General features: G+C 32.1%; 15 protein-coding genes and 3 pseudogenes. 15 read left to right on the forward strand and 3 right to left on the reverse strand.

The genetic code is table 11. The features are described 5' to 3' along the window. The first annotated feature begins 443 nt into the window (after positions 1–443). From JNUCC83_RS01370 to JNUCC83_RS01410, 9 genes and pseudogenes are all read left to right on the forward strand, one after another. Positions 444–803, forward strand: a complete 360-nt coding sequence (locus tag JNUCC83_RS01370; RefSeq protein WP_454460471.1) for a hypothetical protein — start codon at positions 444–446, stop codon at positions 801–803. Between the two features lie 4 nt (positions 804–807). After that, positions 808–2,013: a site-specific integrase gene (locus tag JNUCC83_RS01375; protein ID WP_454460472.1), complete on the forward strand. Its 1,206-nt coding sequence runs from the start codon at positions 808–810 to the stop codon at positions 2,011–2,013. A 177-nt stretch (positions 2,014–2,190) separates the two neighbouring features. Next, a pseudogene (locus JNUCC83_RS01380) lies at positions 2,191–2,856 on the forward strand (homoserine O-acetyltransferase/O-succinyltransferase family protein); the annotation flags it as partial. A 125-nt stretch (positions 2,857–2,981) separates the two neighbouring features. Beyond that, on the forward strand, positions 2,982–4,328 hold the full coding sequence (locus tag JNUCC83_RS01385) for an APC family permease (RefSeq protein ID WP_454460473.1): 1,347 nt from the start codon (positions 2,982–2,984) through the stop codon (positions 4,326–4,328). Positions 4,329–4,434: 106 nt separating this feature from the next. After that, positions 4,435–5,430 (forward strand): LacI family DNA-binding transcriptional regulator, encoded by a 996-nt coding sequence (locus JNUCC83_RS01390; protein WP_454460474.1) that lies wholly within the window; start codon positions 4,435–4,437, stop codon positions 5,428–5,430. A gap of 101 nt (positions 5,431–5,531) precedes the next feature. Further along, positions 5,532–6,497, forward strand: coding sequence for a PTS sugar transporter subunit IIAB (locus JNUCC83_RS01395; protein ID WP_454460475.1), 966 nt, complete (start codon positions 5,532–5,534; stop codon positions 6,495–6,497). A 13-nt stretch (positions 6,498–6,510) separates the two neighbouring features. Then, entirely contained in the window at positions 6,511–7,335 is an 825-nt protein-coding gene (locus JNUCC83_RS01400) for a PTS mannose/fructose/sorbose/N-acetylgalactosamine transporter subunit IIC (RefSeq protein WP_454460476.1), read from the forward strand. A 15-nt stretch (positions 7,336–7,350) separates the two neighbouring features. After that, positions 7,351–8,178, forward strand: coding sequence for a PTS system mannose/fructose/sorbose family transporter subunit IID (locus JNUCC83_RS01405; protein ID WP_454460477.1), 828 nt, complete (start codon positions 7,351–7,353; stop codon positions 8,176–8,178). A gap of 17 nt (positions 8,179–8,195) precedes the next feature. Further along, positions 8,196–9,854, forward strand: a complete 1,659-nt coding sequence (locus JNUCC83_RS01410; protein ID WP_454460478.1) for a glycoside hydrolase family 13 protein — start codon at positions 8,196–8,198, stop codon at positions 9,852–9,854. A 28-nt stretch (positions 9,855–9,882) separates the two neighbouring features. Here JNUCC83_RS01410 and JNUCC83_RS01415 read toward each other — a convergent pair whose 3' ends face one another. After that, positions 9,883–10,470, reverse strand: coding sequence for an SIS domain-containing protein (locus JNUCC83_RS01415; RefSeq protein WP_454461304.1), 588 nt, complete (start codon positions 10,468–10,470; stop codon positions 9,883–9,885). Between JNUCC83_RS01415 and JNUCC83_RS01420 the strand changes: the two are divergent. The 4 genes and pseudogenes from JNUCC83_RS01420 to JNUCC83_RS01435 form a co-directional block, all read left to right on the forward strand. Beyond that, positions 10,367–11,200, forward strand: a pseudogene (locus JNUCC83_RS01420) (PTS fructose transporter subunit IIC); the annotation flags it as partial. The gene JNUCC83_RS01415 and the pseudogene JNUCC83_RS01420 sit on opposite strands and share 104 nt — an antisense overlap. Before the next feature lie 28 nt (positions 11,201–11,228). Next, positions 11,229–11,672, forward strand: coding sequence for a PTS sugar transporter subunit IIA (locus JNUCC83_RS01425; RefSeq protein WP_454460479.1), 444 nt, complete (start codon positions 11,229–11,231; stop codon positions 11,670–11,672). Between the two features lie 19 nt (positions 11,673–11,691). Beyond that, the gene (gene lacD, locus JNUCC83_RS01430) at positions 11,692–12,684 is read left to right on the forward strand and encodes a tagatose-bisphosphate aldolase (RefSeq protein ID WP_454460480.1); all 993 of its coding nucleotides are present in this window, start codon (positions 11,692–11,694) and stop codon (positions 12,682–12,684) included. A gap of 127 nt (positions 12,685–12,811) precedes the next feature. After that, positions 12,812–14,053, forward strand: a complete 1,242-nt coding sequence (locus tag JNUCC83_RS01435; RefSeq protein ID WP_454459153.1) for an IS256 family transposase — start codon at positions 12,812–12,814, stop codon at positions 14,051–14,053. Between the two features lie 230 nt (positions 14,054–14,283). Here JNUCC83_RS01435 and JNUCC83_RS01440 read toward each other — a convergent pair whose 3' ends face one another. Continuing rightward, entirely contained in the window at positions 14,284–15,933 is a 1,650-nt protein-coding gene (locus tag JNUCC83_RS01440; RefSeq protein WP_454460481.1) for a PucR family transcriptional regulator, read from the reverse strand. Positions 15,934–16,176: 243 nt separating this feature from the next. Here JNUCC83_RS01440 and JNUCC83_RS01445 point away from each other — a divergent pair, with 243 nt between their 5' ends. After that, complete coding sequence (locus JNUCC83_RS01445; RefSeq protein ID WP_454460482.1) at positions 16,177–17,325, forward strand: ankyrin repeat domain-containing protein; 1,149 nt, start codon at positions 16,177–16,179, stop codon at positions 17,323–17,325. 247 nt (positions 17,326–17,572) lie between these two features. Continuing rightward, positions 17,573–18,592 (forward strand): inositol 2-dehydrogenase, encoded by a 1,020-nt coding sequence (gene iolG, locus JNUCC83_RS01450; RefSeq protein ID WP_454460483.1) that lies wholly within the window; start codon positions 17,573–17,575, stop codon positions 18,590–18,592. Positions 18,593–18,679: 87 nt separating this feature from the next. Here iolG and JNUCC83_RS01455 read toward each other — a convergent pair. Next, positions 18,680–19,983: pseudogene (locus tag JNUCC83_RS01455) on the reverse strand (ISL3 family transposase). Positions 19,984–20,099: the final 116 nt, after the last annotated feature.

Here is a 20,099-nt window from a genome sequence, read left to right on the forward strand (position 1 = left end):
TACTTAAAGAAAATTTAAACAAAATTTAGAATTAGTATAAGAAAACAACGTATCGGTTATTTATAATACTTATAATATCAAAAAGTATATTATTTAAAATGGTTTATATGCTTTCTCAATAGCTCAAAACGTTGACAAATAAGCTTTTATATGTTATAATGGAGTGATTTATCCTTGCATACTTATTGTATATGTTGTATGATATCTGTATAAATAAAATGATAGGGTGTAGAAAATATAGTTGGATAACTTAATTACTAAATAATGTTAATGACTGCCATTGACGGTAAAAAGCTAATAAGAAAAGTTAATATAGATATCAACAAAAATTTAAGCAATTCTACACTAGTAAATTATTACTTCGGTGTAGAATTGCTTTTTATATATAGTTAAAAACAAAAGATGTTTTTAATGATTAGTCTACAATTTAGAGAAAGGGCTTGGTGGAACAGGTATCAGTAGACGAATACATAAATAGCTTAACTATTTATGTATCTGGAAAAGGAGAAAAAATGACAGCAGAGGGTATGATGTTAAAGGTTGAAATGAATGAAGAAATGAAAGCAGAGCTTTTAGATGAGTTTAAAGTATGTATGAATGAGATTTTTCAAAAATTAGTAAATGTTGATGATTTTAGATGTGTAAGAAAGAAAGAAATAGCTAAGTTACTCGGAGTATCAACGCAAACAATTGAAAAATGGATGGAGTTAGGGTTACCGTATATACAGATTGATAATGTAATTATCTATAATGTTACCAATGTAAGTGAATGGTTAAATAAATTTAATAGAAAGGAGGACTAAAATAATGTCACAAAGAAAATATGCTGTAAAAAAAGGAAAGAATAAATATAGGTGGGAGTATGTAATAACTAGACGAGATGCACATGGAAAACGCTGTGATATATCCAAAGGGGGATTTAAAACGAAAAAGGAGGCAAGAATAGCAGAATACGATAGAAGAAAGGAATTAGAAAATGAACTCTTACAGACTAATGATTTAGTAACAATAAATGAAATATTTGAACAATTGATAGATAAGAAAAAACATGAAGGTAAAAGAGAAGGGACAATTAACACTTACGTTTATCCATACGATAAATGGTTTAGAGAAGAAATAGGCTCAAGAACTATACGTGATGTAAAAAAAGTGGAGTTACAAAAAATTATAGATGATATATGTCCGTACGTGTCAAGTGTTGATAAACAAGTATCCATTCTAAAAAATATTTATAATTTAGCTTACCAAGATGAAATTGTTAGCAGGAATATAGCAGAGGGGATTGTTATAAAAAAAGAATTGTTAAAAGAAAGTAAAAAAGTTAGCGATGTATTCTTAGAAAAAGATGAAATAACCCCTTTTTTCAAGAGTTTATCAAGCTACATAGAATGTACTGATAGATTTATATACAGAAGGGAAATGTTAATGTATAACTTATTATTAGTTACAGGATTGAGGTCTGGAGAAGCAATAGCATTAAAATGGACAGATATAGATTTGGATAAAAAAATTATAAATGTGAATAAATCACAAAAGAAAGAAGGGAATGTATATGTTGAAGGAAGTACGAAGACAAAAGAAAGTGTAAGAAAGATACCTGTTTTGAATGAAGAACTGTATAGAATGTTTTGTAAATGGAAAGATGAACAACAGGTATTAATAAAGAAGAGAGGACTAAAAGTACCTGAAGACTTAAAAGAATTAATATTTTTTGATATAGGTAATATGAGAAGATTACCTACTGCATTTTACACCCAAACGTTAAATTCTTTTTACAGAAAAAAACCAGATATTCCTGTAAAGATAAAGTCACATGGGTTTAGGCATACTTTTACGAGCTTGGTAAGAGAAGATGAAGAGTGTGCTGAAAAATGGGTATCCTTATACTTAGGTCATACTAAGAATAAAACTATGACTGATAAATATACACATATAGATAACACAAAAGATTTAGTAATAGTAGCAGAAATTATAAATAAAAAACTACAGATAATATTTGGAAAGAGTAAGTGATATAACATGGAAATGAAGTTAAGAAAAATAAAAGGTCGATTTTGACAGTATGAAAGACAGTATGAGAATAAAATCTTAGTTAGGAGAAATCTCTATGAAGTCAATAATACCAGTGGATATACTACTTTTTTAAAAGAATATAAATTATATTAAAAAAAATGTTTACATTTTTATAAAACATTTGATGATATAAAAAGTCAACGGTATGACGGATTGATTGTCACAGGAGCACCTGTTGAGCAACTACAGTTTGAAGAAGTGGATTACTGGGAAGAGCTGACTGATATTTTAGATTGGGCACAAGAAAATGTAACCAGCATTGTCCATATTTGTTGGGGAGCACAAGCCGGTTTGTATCACTATTATGGAATAGAAAAAACACATTATAAAGAAAAATTATTTGGTATTTATGAAAATAAAGTGACAACAAGGCACCCGTTTTTGAGGGGATTTAGCGATTATTTTGATAGTCCACAGTCTCGTTATACTGGAATCAATCATTCTCAAATAAGCCAAGCTCCTTTAGTGGTTTTATCTGAAAGTATTCAATTAGGGCCACTAATGTTTGTATCAAATGATGATAAAAATGTATTTGTTTTGGGCCACTTGGAATATGATGCCAATACGCTATATGAAGAGTATTTAAGAGATCAAGAAAAACAACTAGGAACACAATTTCCTAAGCATTATGAAAAAATAGAGAATACAAACCAGTTTAAACAAACATGGAGATCAGAAGCGAGTTTATTTTATCAAAATTGGTTAAATCTTGTGTATCAAATAACACCGTATGATTGGGTAACGAAAAATAACATTGGAATGTTATTTTCTGAAAAGAATTAAGTAAATCATCATGTAAGTTTATTGCTTTTCCTTTCCAGTGTGATAAAATATGCTATATTTTAAAATATATTCGTTAAATTTTTTTCTCAGATAATGAAATTTAAGTATGAAAAAAGGGGAGCAGTATGCCAAACAAAGAACAAGTTGTACATGAAGGCAACAACCAACTAAAACGAACGATGACCTTTTTCCCTGCATTATCAACTGTTATGGGAACTGTAATTGGTGGTGGAGTATTTTTCAAAACAGCAAGTGTGACTCAATCTACAGGTTCTGCGAGCATGACACTATTATCATGGTTTTTAGGTGGTATTATCAGTATTTGTGCTGGGTTAACGGCTGCAGAACTTTCAGCGGCAATACCTGAGACAGGCGGTATGGTACGCTATATTGAGAGGGCTTATGGAAAATTATGGAGCTTTTTATTGGGATGGGCGTTAATTATTATTTATTTTCCAGCTAATGTTGCAGCCTTATCTATTATATTTGGAACACAGTTCAAAAATCTATTTAGTCTGTCTAATTCTGTTGTTGTACCGATTGCGATTTTAGTTGGTGCTTCTATTATGTTGATTAATTTTTTAGGTGCAAGAGCAAGCGGAATTTTTCAATCTATTACCTTGATATGTAAATTAATACCATTAGCATTAATTGTTATTTTTGGATTATTGCGACAAGGCGATGTCACGGTGAGTTTATTTCCAGTGACAGCTGGATCTGAGGCATCTGGTTTTTTTCCTGCATTAGGAGCAGGATTACTAGCGACAATGTTTGCTTATGATGGATGGATACATGTTGGAAATATCTCTGGAGAGCTAAAAAATCCTGAAAGAGATTTACCGCGCTCGATAGCGGGCGGACTGTTCGGTGTTATGGTTATCTACCTATTAGTAAATTTTGTTTATTTGAAAACATTACCTATAGAGGCACTGGCGGGAAATGATAATGCAGCTATGGATGTGTCGAAACAAATTTTTGGTAACTTTGGTGGAAAACTGGTGACGATTGGGATTTTAATTTCTGTTTATGGTTCTATCAATGGGTATACAATGACAGGTATGAGAATTCCTTATACAATGGGATTAGATAAGCAATTACCATATTCAAATCAATTAGCTAAATTAAATCGTAACAAGGTGCCTTTTATTGCTGGTTTTTTTGAATTAGCTGTTGCGATTGTGATGATGTTACTAGGTGGTTTTGATATTTTAACAGACATGTTGGTATTTGTTATTTGGATATTTTATACATTAGTGTTTATGGCAGTGATAAAACTCCGAAAAACAGAACCAGATTTACCAAGACCATATAAAGTACCTTTGTATCCATTTATACCAATTGTTTCAATCATTGGTGGTATTTTTATTTTATCGATGACATTAATTAACCAATTATCTTTAGTAGTGACTGGGTTAGGACTGACTGCTTTAGGTATCCCGTTTTATATATATGCAAATAGAAAAAGAAACTAGAAAGTATTTTTAGTTTCTTTTTTTGTTTAGGAAATTTAAAATAACATGCTAAAAAGATAAAGATTTGATAGAATGAAGATAATATGGGGTTAAGGAGGACTAATTCATGCCTACAATGAATGATGTTGCAAAATTAGCAGGAGTATCTAGAGGAACGGTTTCTAATTATATTAATGGAGTTAGGGTGAAAGAAGCCTCACAAAAAAAGATCCAAGAAGCAATCGATGAATTAGGATACATCCCTAATATTACAGCGAGAGAATTGAAAATGAATCGGTCAAATTTAGTGATTTTTATTGTACCAACCACTCAAACACCATTTTTTGCTGAGCTAACATATCAAATGCAACGGGCGCTAAAAAAAGAACAGTTTAAGATGATTTTATGTACGTCAAATAATGATATCGCTGAAGAATTAGAGTATATACAAATGAGTCGAGAACAGAAAGCAGCAGGAATTATTACGATATCTTATAGTGACTTTTCTTCAGAATTGACACATGACATTCCTATCGTGTCTATTGAGAAAAAAATTTCTGAGACTATCCCATGTGTGACGTCGGATAACTATATGGGTGGAAAATTAGCTGCAAAAAAATTATCTGAAAGTGGTGCGAGTAATTTATTAATGATTACTAGAACAACTGATAAAACGATTACTAATTATGGTGAGAGAACAAGAGGTTTTGTTGATTACTGTGAAGAATATAATATTCCTTATGAGGTCTTTAATTCAAAATATCATGAAGATAAATTTTTTAATGAATTATCTCAGTTTTTACGACAAAACTATCAGAATAACATACCACATGATGGGATTTTTGCTGTAGCGGATCAATATGCTGATTTTTCATTAGATATTTTAAAACAATGTGGATTAACAAGTCCAAATGATTTTCAAATTATTGGTTTTGATGGTGGTAAGATGTATGAATATCAAAATCATCCATTATCTTCTATTCGTCAACCAATACCAGAAATAGTTACCAAGTGTGTGTCCATTTTGCAAGACATTTTAAAGGGTAAAAAAGAAACAAATGAAGAAACGATTGTCTTACCTGTTGAGTTTATTCAAGGTAAAACGACAAAAAGAATTTTATGAAACCACTTGCATAATTTTCTTTTTGTAGTATACTAATAAAAAATGGAACGTTCCAAATATAAACTCCGAACAATTTTGGAACGTTCCAATAGGAGGTAGTCATGAAAAAATTTGTTGTAGCAACCCATGAAAAAATGGCTCAAGGTGTAAAAGATACTCTTGAATTATTTGCCGGTAGCGATCTGAATATAACATATATGTGCGCGTATGTTGAAGGAATTGAAGACATCGATACACAAATTAATTGCTTTTTTGATGAATTAAAAGATGATGATCAAGCCGTTATTTTTACCGATATGTTTGGAGGTAGTGTGAATCAAAAAATGATACTAGCTGCACAAGGAAAAGAAAATGTATTTATAGTGGCTGGGTTTAATCTACCAGTCATGATTGAGATTATATATGGTGCAGAAGTTTATACCGATGATGTGATTGAAGGATTGATAAAAAGTGGGAGAGATGCCATGCAATTAGTAAAAAATAAACCCAACGTGAAGATAACTGAAGAAACAAATGAAGAAAAAAGTGACATGACAAATGATGTTAAAAACAATAAGCAAGCGAAACAAAACAACTCTACGGATATTATCCCTACAACACTTCGAGTAGATGAACGATTAGTTCATGGACAAATCGCGATGGTATGGTCTAAAGAATTAAGTTTACAGGGAATTATTGTGGCAAATGATGAAGTCGCTAACAACGAAACACAGCAAATGGCATTAAAAATGGCTGTTCCTTCAGGTATAAAGGTGTTGATTCGTTCAGTAGATGACGTTGCTAATATATTAAATGATCCACGAGCAAGTAGTAAGCGGATACTTGTTTTAGTTAGAACAGTTGGTGACGCTTTAAGGCTAGCGGAAAAAGTTCCAAACATGAATCGGATTAATATTGGTAATGTAGGAAAATCGGTTGAAGGGGAAAAGAAAACATTAACTCAATTTGTCATGTTGACACCAGATGAACTTGAATTCTTAAGTGAGTTGACTAAAATTTATCCAGAAACAGCACTTCAAAATGTTCCATCAGATAGAAAAGAACTAGCCAATAAATTTGTAAGTTAAAGGAGAGAAAACAATGTTACTAGAAGCATTTATTGTTGCACTCGTTGTATTTATTACAGTTGGTGGACAGGAGTTGTTAGGATTTACAATGATTGGAAGACCCATTGTCATTGGACCGTTATTAGGATTATTGCTAGGAGATATTCAAACAGGATTACTCATAGGGGCAGCACTTGAAACAATCTTTATGGGGGTTGTTAATATCGGTGGAGCAAGTTCTGCTGAACCTGGTTTAGCCACTGCGTTAGCGACAGCTTTTGCTATTAATATGGGAGCTGGTGCTGAGGTTGCTATTCCAATCGCTATTCCATTAGGTATCATTGGACTACAAATTAAAACATTATTATATGTTGGAGTTGTTGGTCCGTTTGCTTCAAAATTTGATACATATGCCCAAGAAGGAAATGAAACAGGAATTCGACGTTTACACTTTGGTTTGTGGGCACTTCAATGGTTTATTTATTCATTGATACCATTTTTTGCTATTTTATTCGGTTCAGAAGCAACACAAACAATGTTAGAAAAAATACCAGATGTGATTATTAATGGTTTGAGTATTGCCGGTAATCTATTACCAGCTGTTGGTATGGCAATGTTACTAAAGATATTATGGGATAAAAGTGTTTCAGTCTATTACTTTTTAGGATTTGTTTTAATCGCTTATTTTAAAACACCGTTGATTGCAGTTGCAGTTATTGCATTAATTATTGCGATTGTTACAGCAAACAGAGACATTGATTTAAAAAATATTAGAAAAGAAATTTCTGATAAATCATTACTAGCACAATCAAATAGTATTGATACAGATGATCCTGAAGTGGATGAATTTTTTAGATAATAGGAGGAAGAAAAGATGCAAGAAAAGTCATCAATGAGTTTAGAAGAGAAAAAATTATTAAAACAAATGTACTGGCGTTCATTCACTTTGTATTCTGCTGTAACTCCATCAAAACAGGGAGCCTCAGGTGTGTCCTATGCGATGCAACCATTTTTAGATTTGTTTTATAAAGATGATGAAGAAAAACGTAAAGAAGCAATGATACGTCAAATGTCTTATTTTAATACCAATGTGGCAGTTTACCCATTTATTTTAGGTATTACTGCGTCGATGGAAAAAGAAAATAGTGAAAAAGATGATTTTAATTCGGAATCAATTAATGCGATTAAAACAAGTTTAATGGGACCTTTAGCAGGCATTGGTGATTCTGTATTTTGGGGAGTACTGAGAACTATTGCAGCAGGAATTGCTGTTAGTTTGGCTCAAGCAGGCAATGTGTTAGCGCCTATTATCTTTTTAGTCTTGTTTAATGCGCCTGTACAATTTTTACGTTGGAAAGGTGGTATGTTAGGATACTCATTAGGCTCATCTTACATATCAAAATTATATAATGATGGTTTAATTAATATTTTGACTAAAGCAGCTAGTATTGTTGGGTTAGCGATGGTAGGTGCTATGACTAGTCAAATGGTTAAATTAGATATTAAATGGAATATGGTAATGGATGGGGAAGTAGTGTTAAAAACACAAGAGATGCTTGACCAAATATTTGTTGGGTTACTACCTTTAAGTATTACACTATTGAGTTTTTATTTACTGAAAAAGAAAAATGTTTCAATTAATTACTTAATTTTTGGCATTATTTTATTAGGTATTTTATTGTCTATTTTAGGAATTGCATAACAAGAAAGGAGCACGACATGAGAAATAATTGGTGGAAAAATGCTGTAATTTATGAAGTTTATCCTAAAAGTTTTAAAGATACAAATAACGATGGTATTGGTGATTTAAAAGGAATACAAGAGAAACTTCCTTATTTAAAAGAATTAGGTGTAGATGCCATCTGGATTGCTCCTATTTATTTATCACCACAAATCGATAATGGGTATGATATTGCAGATTATTACACGATTGATCCTATGTTTGGGACAAATGAAGACATGTATGAGTTGATCGAGCAAGCACATGATATAGGTATTAAAATTATTATGGATTTTGTGGCAAACCATACCTCAGATCAGTCTGAATGGTTTAAAGAAAGTTCACGCTCAAAAGATAATCCTTATAGCGATTTTTATATTTGGAAAGATGCTAAAGAAGATGGTAATGAACCCAATAATTGGGGGTCAAGTTTTGGAGGCTCGGCTTGGACATGGAATGAATTACGACAACAATATTATTTACATTACTATGCATCAGAGCAACCTGATTTAAATTGGGAAAATCCTAAAGTTCGGGAAGAGATTTATAAGATGATGCGTTTTTGGAAAAGTAAAGGAGTCGATGGATTTAGAATGGATGTGATTACATCTATCTCAAAAGATTTAAATTTCCCTGATAATGAGATACCTTACACAACAGGAAATCAGCAAAATGGACCAAGAATGCATGAATTTATTCATGAAATGAATCAAGAAGTTTTAACACCATATGACATGATGAGTGTTGGCGAAGCTCCAGCAGCTAAGTCAACAGATGCTTATTTATTAGTAGATCCAAAACGAGAAGAGTTAGACATGGTATTTACCTTTGAGCACATGCATATTGATCGTGAAAAAGGCAACATTAATGGACGATGGGCGTTAACTGAGCCTGATATTGTATCGTTAAAAAAAATAATGAGTGAGTGGCAACTCAATTTAAGGGATAAAGGATGGAATGCTCTTTACTTTGAAAACCATGATCGTGGACGTATTATTTCTAGATGGGGAAATGATGAGGAGTATCGTTATGAATCGGCGACCGCATTTGCCACAATCTTACATGGAATGCAGGGGACACCATTTGTTTATCAAGGTGAAGAAATCGGAATGACTAATGCCAAGTTTGAATTGGATGAATACATAGATGTTGAGTTACGAGGGAATTATGAGTATTTTGTTAAACAACAACAAACGATATCAGAAGAAGACTTCTTAAAGGCTGTTCACAAAGTCAGTCGTGATAATGCAAGAACTCCTATGCATTGGAATGATGAAACGAATGGTGGCTTTTCTGAGGCTGACCCTTGGTTTAAAGTTAATCCTAACTTTAAAGAAATTAATGTAGAAAAAGATAAGAAATCTGATAAATCGGTGTTTTATTTTTATCAAAAATTAATTAAACTTCGTCACGAAGATAACATCCTGCTTGAAGGTGACTACGAATTATTACTACCTGAACACCCACAGCTTTTTGTTTATAAAAGAAGTTTAGGTGATAGAGTATGGTTGGTAGTAGCTAATCTATCAGCTAGTCATCAACAGCTAACATGTACTCTACCTGATAATTACACCACTAAACTAAGTAATTATCAAAGAAGTGAATTGAATGAGAATTTAGCACCATATGAAAGTTTTATAATAGAATATAAACACTAAAAATCAGCATCCGATTGGGTGCTGATTTTTAGTTTTCTTGTGTTCTTATAGCATATGAATCAAGTAACACCCTTGCAATAATAGATAATGGAAGTCGTGATCGAACTTCGTATTCTGGGAAGTACGAACTATCAGATTTATAACCTTGAAAGACAATTTCGGATAAATTAGCAAGTGTACTATATGGATTAGCGGTAATTGTTATTGTACTAATATCATCTGCTATGCAATTTTTTAAGGCAGTTACTAATTCTGGTGTTTCACCATTTAAGGATATGAAAATAACAATATCTGATGGCTTTAATTTTCTACTAATACTCTTCATTATATTAGGATCAGAATGCATTTCGGCATATTTGCCCATTAATTGAAACTTCATACAAATTTCTTGTGCAGTCATTTCAGAGAATCCTCTTGCAAAAATAACGATTCTTTCAGAGTGTTTTATTTTTTGTATAGAGTCTTCAATAATCCCACTATCTAGCATATTAATCGTTCTAATTACTTCTTTTTCATTATATATTGCTGAAGGAATTGCTAAAAGACCTGGACTAGTTGTAGGTTTTGTTGGAGGATTAGTCGCAAATAATGGTGGAACTGGTTTTCTAGGAGGAATTGTTTCAGGATTTTTAGCTGGATATGTCATTATTTTACTATCTAAATTATTAAAGTCATTGCCAAAATCGTTAGACGGATTAAAAGCAATATTTTTATACCCAGTTCTTGGTGTAGGAATTACTTCTCTAATCATGGTTGGCATATCAGAACCAATGTCTGCAATCAATGAAGGAATGATGAGTTTTTTAGCCGGATTCGAAAATTCTAGCCCATTAATATTAGGAATTATAGTAGGTTGTATGTGTGCATTTGATATGGGTGGTCCTTTTAATAAAGCAGCTTATGTCACAGGAACAGCTCTTTTAGCCCAAGGGAATACTAGCTTTATGGCTGGTGTGTCAGCAGCTTGTATTGCTCCACCATTAATTACTGGCTTTGCAGTTTTATTTAATGGAAAATATTTTGATGAAAATGAGAGGAATGCTGGATTTGTTAACTTTATTTTAGGATCAACACATATCACAGAAGGAGCAATTCCTTTTGCGGCAAAAGATCCATTAAGAGTATTGCCAACAATGATGCTTGGTTCTTCTATTGCAGCAGTACTAACGTATATGTTTAAAGTACAAGTTCCAGCTCCTCATGGTGGCTTCTTAGTTTTACCAGTAGTGACTCATGCAGGTCTTTGGGTATTATCAATACTTATTGGCTCTATTATCGGCGGGGTTATATTAGGGATGATTCAAAAAAATAGAATATTAAAAATGGAAAAAGAACTTGGTAAATAATCTAACAAGTTGAGAAAGGTGGGTCATGATGATTCATTCAGATTGTATTTTTCTTGATAAAAATTTTAAAACAAAAGATGAAGTAATAAAATTCATATCCAAACAAGCTGTTGCAAAAGAAATAAGTAATAGAGAAAGAGATTTAATAAGTAGTTTTATAAAAAGGGAAGAAGAAGGTAGTACAGGTATGATGGATGGGTTTGCTATTCCACATGCCAAAAGTGACAGTATTATTAAACCTGCAGTAATAATAGTTAAATTAGATGAGGGAATAGAATGGGACAGTATGGATGGACAACCTATTAATTTTGTTATCGCTTTATTAATACCTGAATCAGAATCTGGAACTACCCATTTGAAATTATTATCGAATATTGCTAGGGCTTTAATGGATGAAGAGTTTAAAAAAGGACTTACTGAAGCAAATAGTGTTGAAGAAATAGTTAGTATATTTAAAAATAGAGAAATTTAATAAAAAGAGGAGTGATTTTTTGAAAAATATAACAGAAAAAAAGAAAATCCATATGGAAAATTTATCAAATGCTAATAGCATAATCGGGGCGTTGGCAATTGATCAGCGTGGCGCATTAAAAAAAATGTTTTCAAATGAACAATACCTAGGTGATGTTGATAAAGCTATTGTAACATTTAAAGAACTAGTTTCTACCTACTTGACTCCATATGCCAGTTCTATTCTTTTAGATCCTGAATATGGTATACCAGCTGCAAAAAAACGTCATTCTGATGCTGGTTTGTTATTAGCTTATGAGAAAACTGGATATGATACAACAATTGAAGGTCGATTTCCTGATTTAATAGATGATTATTCTGCATATAGAATTAAACAACAAGGTGCAGATGGAGTTAAGTTTTTGTTATATTATGACGTTGATAGTTCAACTGATACCAATGATAAGAAACATGCTTTCGTAGAACGAATTGGGGCTGAATGTATGGCTTTAGATATTCCATTTTATCTAGAGTTGGTCTCCTATGATGAAAGGATCAGTGACACAACTAGTGCAGAGTATGCTAAAATTAAGCCACATAAAGTAAATCAAATGATGAAGGAATTTTCAAAAGAACAGTATCATGTTGACGTATTAAAAGTAGAAGTTCCTATTAATATGGCATATGTAGAAGGGTACCAGGAAGACAATGAAGCAGTTATTTACACACAAAATGAAGCTAAAGAGTACTTTAAAGAACAAAGCAATGCCACTGAACTTCCATTTATTTTCCTGAGTGCTGGAGTGAGTGCCTCATTATTTCAAGAAACCTTGAAATTTGCTAAGAAATCTGGCTCAACTTTTAATGGAGTTTTATGCGGGAGAGCAACTTGGAAAGATGCAGTTCCTATATTTATAAAAGAAGGAGAAAGTGCAGCTAAAGAGTGGATGCAGACACAAGGGAGAAAAAATATAGAGGAGCTTAATTATGTGTTGAGTAATACAGCAACTTCTTGGAAAGAGAAAATATCTTAGTCGAATAAGTATATTATATATAGTAGAGGAGAGTGTAATATAAACTGTGTAAGTAACCTACCATCCTAGGTAGTGGGTTGCTTCGCGGTTTTTCTTTTTTTACAATAGATTAAAGGAGTGAGAAGCTGTGGCTAAAAAGAAAAGAGACCAAAAATCAGCGAAGTTAGCTCAATCAATTATTGACATCTATCAACCAGAATCGGTTGAAGATATGCAAGAAGCTTTAAAAGATGTTTTTGGACCGATGTTTGAAGCTATGCTACGTGGAGAATTAGATAATCATTTAGGTTATGAGAATCAGTCAAGACAAGAAAAAGAAACTCAAAACAGACGGAATGGATATGGAAATAAAAAGTTAAAAACAAGTTTCGGTGAATTAGACATTCAGGTTCCAAGAGATAGAGATGCTTCTTTTGAACCAGAAATTATTCCTAAAAGAAGCAAAGACGTTTCAAGTATTGAAAGTAAAGTTCTTTCTATGTATGCCAAAGGCATGAGTCAACGAGATATTGCCTCGACAATTGAAGATATTTATGGCTTTACTATTTCTCATGACATGGTGTCGGATATCACAGATCAAATATTATCAGAACTTGAGGAATGGCAAATCAGACCTCTGGCCAAATGCTATGCCTTCTTGTTTGTTGATTGTATGTATGTCACTCTAAGAGAAAATTATGAAGTGAAAGAATGTGCAGTGTATACAATTCTTGGCTATGATTTAAAAGGAAATAAAGAAATTTTAGGCCTTTGGTTAAATCAAACAGAATCAAAAAACAGATGGATGCAGATTTTTGATGAGATTAAAGAGCGTGGAGTTGAAGATATTCTATTTATTTCAATGGACGGCGTATCAGGACTTGAAAATGGTGCTAAAGCTATTTTCCCAGGCGTTGTGGTTCAACGTTGTTTAGTTCATTTAGTTAGAAATGCCCTTCGCTATGTACCAAGTAAGAGTTATAAAGAAGTTTGTAAGGATATGAAGTCTTTTTACAGCGCTTCTTCTTTAAAAGCTGCTCAAACAGCTTTTGATACCTTTCAAACAAAGTGGGCTATTTATCCAGGAGCTGTTGATGTTTGGAAAAGAAATTTTCAACATGTTGAACAACTATTTGATTATGGATCAGCTATTCGAAAAATAATGTACACAACAAATGCTGTAGAGAGTGTTCATTCAAGTTTCCGTAAGGTAACTAAAAAAGGCGCTTTCCCTAATGAGAATGCCCTTCTTAAGCTGCTATATCTTCGAGTAAAAGAACTTCAAAGTAAATGGGAAGGTGGACACGTTCACAATTGGGCTATGGTGCTTAATCAATTAACTGTTAATGATTCTTTTTCAAAACGAGTTGAAAAATATAATCGGTACTAATCAAAATAGGTTGGATATATATAATTTGACAACGAGTCTCTCGTCCTGTGAATTTTTATCGGGACAAGAGCTTTATTAAAAATGCCCTCTTATCCTCGAAGATTATCACAGGACGACTCATTGTCAAATTGTCGTTCTATTATTATTTAAAATTACTTACACACTTAACTTGACAAACCCTAGTAGAGCAACTAAAAAATGAAGATTTAGTTGCTTTACTTTTTACTATCTCAAACCATTCGATATAGATACAATGCTAATCTTAAGTAAAGTGAGTACTGTTGATTAGTTAGATTCTCTTCTAAAAGTGATTCTATTTTATGAATTCTATATAATAATGTGTTCCTATGAATAAAAAGTTCTCGCGAGGTACTAGCTATATTTTGATTATTTGCTAAATAGCTATCCAATGTGTCTAATAATTGGCTATCTTTTTTTTCATCCGCCTTTATTAACTCTCCAAGATAGTGATTGATATAATGTTTCATTGACAATTTATCGACTCGCTCAGTAATAAATAATTCAAAATAATAATCCTTAGGGTAATAGATGTGCGTTCCAGTCGTTGTTTTAAAGACCATTAATTTTTTTGCGACATCATAACTTTTTTGTATCTGTGATGCAGGGTTTTTTGTCCCAACAAAAATTGAAATAGAGGAATCTTTTGATAAAAATGATTGTATGTATTGCAACAAATCGTTAAAAAATAGTTTAATGTCATATTGTTTGTCAGGCAATGTTTCTTTTGTATCATCTTCTCCTATTAGCCCAATGTAATGATGTCCATGTTTAAAAAAATGGAGCGGTCGATAAAATGATTTTTTATATAGGTCAACAGCATTGAGTATAGTAGCTACTTCGAGTTCTTCATCATATTTTTGTTGGACAGGATTTTCTTTTACTTGGCTCAAGGAGTCTACCTCCATAACAAAAGCCGTGTAATTAATGGTGAAATCAAATGTTGGGTTCATCTCGGATAAGTCTTCAAACAATTTATCTCCAAATAGTAATTCTCGATAAAAGTCACGTTCAATTCGTTTGTTAATCCTTATTTTTTCAGTATTGTGCACAATTTTTAGGGCGATAGAAGGGGTAACATTTTCTAAAATAATATAGTCTTGTTGCGTAAAGCGTCGAATCGTTTGTAATACAATGATATATCCATAGGTAATATCGTTAAAGAAAATAGGGAAAATCATACTGTCTGTGTCGTCTTTGAATCGCAAGGAAACAGGGTGTTTAAGGAGCTCGACATTATAAGGAAGCTGTTTTAAGGAACCAGTATTAAAAAAAGATGCTCCTTTATTGACTTCAACATAAGGTGTAAAGCTAGTTGGCGTGTCCTCTGTTAAAAGTTGCCAATTTGCATTGGTAATAATCAGTGGATTTTCTAAAAGTATCTCAATTTGTTGACCAAATTCGTCAAAAGTATTTCCTTTTAAACCATATTCCATAAACCTCGAATTAATATCAAGAGCTAATAGAGTTGTATCATTTGATAAATCCGACAATCTGTTCATGATAGTAATCATAATTTTAGAAAAAGCTAAGCCATAAGGAATCACGATTAAAGGAATATTATATTGATTGCTAAATAAGTAAAGTTCTTTTGGAATGGGAGTGAGATACATTTGTGGTTTAATGCAAAGAGCGGAAATATTAATATCGTGAAAGCTTTTAAAAAAACGTTCAATTGCTAAATCGTCTTGCTTAAAAAAATAGCCAGATGTGACGATTAGTTCTCCTGGTGACAGCCATATCATTGCTTCGGGATTATCTAATATATTAACTCCTGTAATTGTATTGGATAATCCATTTTTTCCAGCTAAAACCACAAAATGATCTGAAATTGGAAGAGATAAAAAATCAGTTACGTTCATAAATGCCTCCTATAAATTTATTTGTACACATTGTACAAATAAATAGTGTTTTTTTCAAATAGAACCACTGTATAAAAACGTTTTTTATATAATTAAACTTAAGTTAGATGAACTGGTAAAAATGAATGACTATATATGTTTTATTGGTTATAAGATTGTTGAAGAATTGCTAATGCTTGAAAAGGATATAAAATCATTGGAAAATTGGGTTTAATCAAAAATTTGAATAGGAGGATTTTACATATGTCTGAGGACAGAATATTTCAACTAATGAATCAGCAAACGGAGCTTGATGTTCTAACAGAAGTGTATCAGCTAAAAAATATTGATATGGATGTTAGGAATAATCAAGGTCAAACCCCTTTGCATCTGGCGGTTTTAAAAAACATGTCAGAAATTGCTGCATATTTTTTAAGTTTAGGAGCAAATCCAAATGCAAAAGATCATATGGGATTGTCTCCATTTATCGCAGCAGCAGCTAATGGTTTTTCAGAAATGTTTGATTTAATATGCCGATATAATCCAGAAGTGACACAAATTAATCGCTTTGGTGGAACGGCATTGCTACCATCAAGTGAAAAAGGATTTTTACGTGTGGTACAGTTAGCAATAAAGGCTAAAGTCCCAGTCAATCACGTCAATAAACTTGGATGGAGTGCTCTATTAGAAGCGGTTATTTTAGGGGATGAGGGATTTTTATATCGTGATATTATATTAGAATTATTGTCTGCTAATGCTGATCAAATGATTCAAGACTTCGATGGTAAAAACGCAGTTGATTATGCTATAGAACAAGAAAAACATGATATGTTAAACATCTTAAACGTTGGAGAAAACACACAATCACCCTTCTATAATATTAGGGAATTATTAAGACAAGGTAACTATTTACAAACGATTAAAGACTTATTATCAATGGAATCTACGTTAGAGAGGGTATACTATTTAGGCTATGTTTATGAATTGTTAGGAAAATTTAATACCTCTCAATTTTATTATCAATTAGGATTAAAAGAGTCCATAGAATTTGCTTATTATTTAGCAAATAGTTATAAAAAAGAAAAAAATTATTCAAAAACACTTGATTATTTTGATTTAGGCATTAAAGAAAGTAAACGACCGGAGTTTTTCTTATACCATAAGTCAAACTTTTTAAGAGAAATAGGAGAGCATGAAGCTGCTATAGAAGTGATGGACGCATTATTAGAAAAGAATCCCTTGCGAGTGGATTACTTATTTCATAAATCTAATAGTTTTATTAGCTTAGGACAATATGATTTAGCTTATAAAGTAATGACTCATGCGCGAGATATTCAGCCAAGTAATTCACTATTTGTCGATCAGTTGGAACAATTAGATGATTTAATTAGAGAGGACTTTTACAAATCTTAATGACAACATACAAGCTATTGTAGTATTAATTATTTGCTTGAGGATACGCGTATGTTTCCTAGGAATGAAACGGGATAACTGTGGATTATTTAGACTGATAATTGTGATAAACTTTGGAATATATTTGAAAATATAAACAAAAAACGGTTCTATTGTTATTAACTTTTAATCAATATATGGTTATCTATTTTATTTTATGATAAACTGATTATATAGTTAACGTTTTCATAAAAATGGAGGTCATTCTATGGAAGAGGTAAAAGTTGGAATTGTCGGTTTAGGAAGATTAGGGAAAGTCCATGCTCATAATTTAAATAATAAAGTTGCTCATGCTAAGTTATATGCTACTTGTAGTCCAGTAAAAGAGGAATTAGAGTATGCAAGAAATCATTTAGGTGTGGTAAAAACATATACAGAATATGATGACATGGTAAAAGATGATGAATTAGATGCTATTTTCATTGTGTCCCCATCTGGACTCCATTGTCAGCAAATACAATCAGCATTTAAGCATGGAAAACATGTTTTCTCGGAAAAACCGATTGGCTTAGATATTGATGAAATAAATGATACGATAAAAGTCATTAAAAGCTTTCCTAATTTAAAATTTATGTTAGGATTTATGCGACGTTTTGATAAAGATTATATGTATGCAAAAGAGTTAGTTGATCAAGGTGAACTAGGTGAGTTAACGTTAGTGCGTTGTTATGGCATTGACCCTAGTGAAGGATTAGAGAGTTTTGTAAAATTTGCTGGAGCAAGCAATAGTGGTGGATTATTTGCAGATATGTCTATTCACGATATTGATTTAGTACGTTGGTTTACAAACCAAGAAATAGAAAACGTCTGGGCGATTGGTAAAAATGAAACTTATAAAGAGCTTGATAAAGTTGGAGAATTAGAAACAGGCGCTGCTATGTTGCAGTTGACTGATAATACAATGGGAATTTTAGTAGCTGGTCGAAATTGTCAACATGGCTATCATGTGGAAACCGAATTAATAGGGACTAAGGGCATGTTAAGAATTGCTCAAGTTCCAGAGAAAAATTTGGTCACTATTATGAATGAACATGGTGTTATTCGACCGACTTCACAGAATTTTCCAGAACGATTTTCGGAAGCTTTTGTCAATGAAGCAACAGAATTTATCGATTGCATCATTAACAATAGACAACCGAGTGTTGATGCTATTGATGGGCTAGAATCAACAAAAGTTGCTATTACTTGTCAACGATCTTATGAAGAAAATAAAGTTGTAAAAGTATAAAAATAACTCCCGTGATGACGTTTCATGGGAGTTGTTTTGGCTCTATGTCAAATAGGACTGATGAGTTGGATTTATCATCTTTTTTAGTTATTTAATTTTAATAAGGTCGTTGATCAAGAAAATTCTTATGCGCATATTTGTAAATGAGTTGAATCCATAGGAAACTCTCTTAAGAGTTTTTATATGAGTATTCTTAGCCTCAAGTTTTCCATTGGAAAAACTGTATTTTAGGGCGTTTCTAATACCTACTTCATAGGAAATCAGATTTTCTATTTTATCTCTAAATTGTGTATCCAAGCTATCAGGTAGATTTTTCAATAGTTCGAAAAAGGAATGCCCATCTTTGTTTCTAAAGTGATACATTAGTAAATGGAAGATGTCATAAGCTTCTTTTAGATCAGAAGAGAATGACAGTAGTCGATCAATCACCATAGATTCCGTTAAAAGAGGATACTTTGGAGAAGGAAAACTTCTCCAGGTCTTGAAATTTGAAATGGAAATATTTGTTTGATTTTTTAGAAGTAATTCCAATTTGATTTTAATTTATTTGCTTTTGACTGTTTCTTGTTGGTAACTAATCTTTTCATTTCTCGGATTCTAAAATCATTAAAAGCGGTGTTCAAATGCTTTACAATATGGAATCTATCAATGATTAACTTAGCAGTAGGAAAGACTTTTTTAATTAATTGAAAATAAGCTGCATTCATATCTGTTACTAAAAATTTAACTTTTTCCCGTTCCTCCAACGGAGAGCGATTGAAGTAAGGGATTATTTTATCTAATTTCCTACTAGGTAAAATGTCCACTAATTCACCTGTTTTTCCATCAGCACATATGAAGCTCATTTTATCTTCATAACTAGCGTGAGATCTAAATTCATCTACCATTAAAACTTCTGGAAAGGACCGTGGTTTAAGTTGTTGTGGAAGTTGTGATTCAACTGACTTAAGAACTCTTAAAACTGTCGTTAAAGAAACGTGGCATTGTTTAGCTATAAATGTCATAGAGACTTTCTCAGTTAATAATTCTAAAATCTTCAAAGTAATAAATTTACTGATATGACAGTTTTTTTCAACAATAGAACACTGTGCCGTCCAATTGTGCGAACAGCTTTTACAATGGAATCGTTGTTTCTTCAGTTTTAAAATAGTGGGCATATTTTGATAAGAATCTAACTGAATAGTTACTTCCTTTTTTCCATTTCTAACAACGACACTTTTCCCTTCATTATCAACAATAGTTGAACCACAGTTCCTACAAGCCGAAGGCATGGGAGAATAGACTCCAAAGATAACTAAAGTGTTTTTCCCTTTAACTTTATATTCCTCCGTATTTGTTAAATCTAAATGTTCATCTGTCATTCGTAACATTTTTTTGATATGATTATTCATGACATGTTGTCCTTTCTATCTTAGATTTTTGGTGGTACTTAAATTTTACTAGATAGACGACATGTTTTATATTTAAATAAACTAAAAAAGGGCTGATGAATCAAAATTTGATTCAT

The organism is Vagococcus sp. JNUCC 83 (assembly GCF_053667615.1).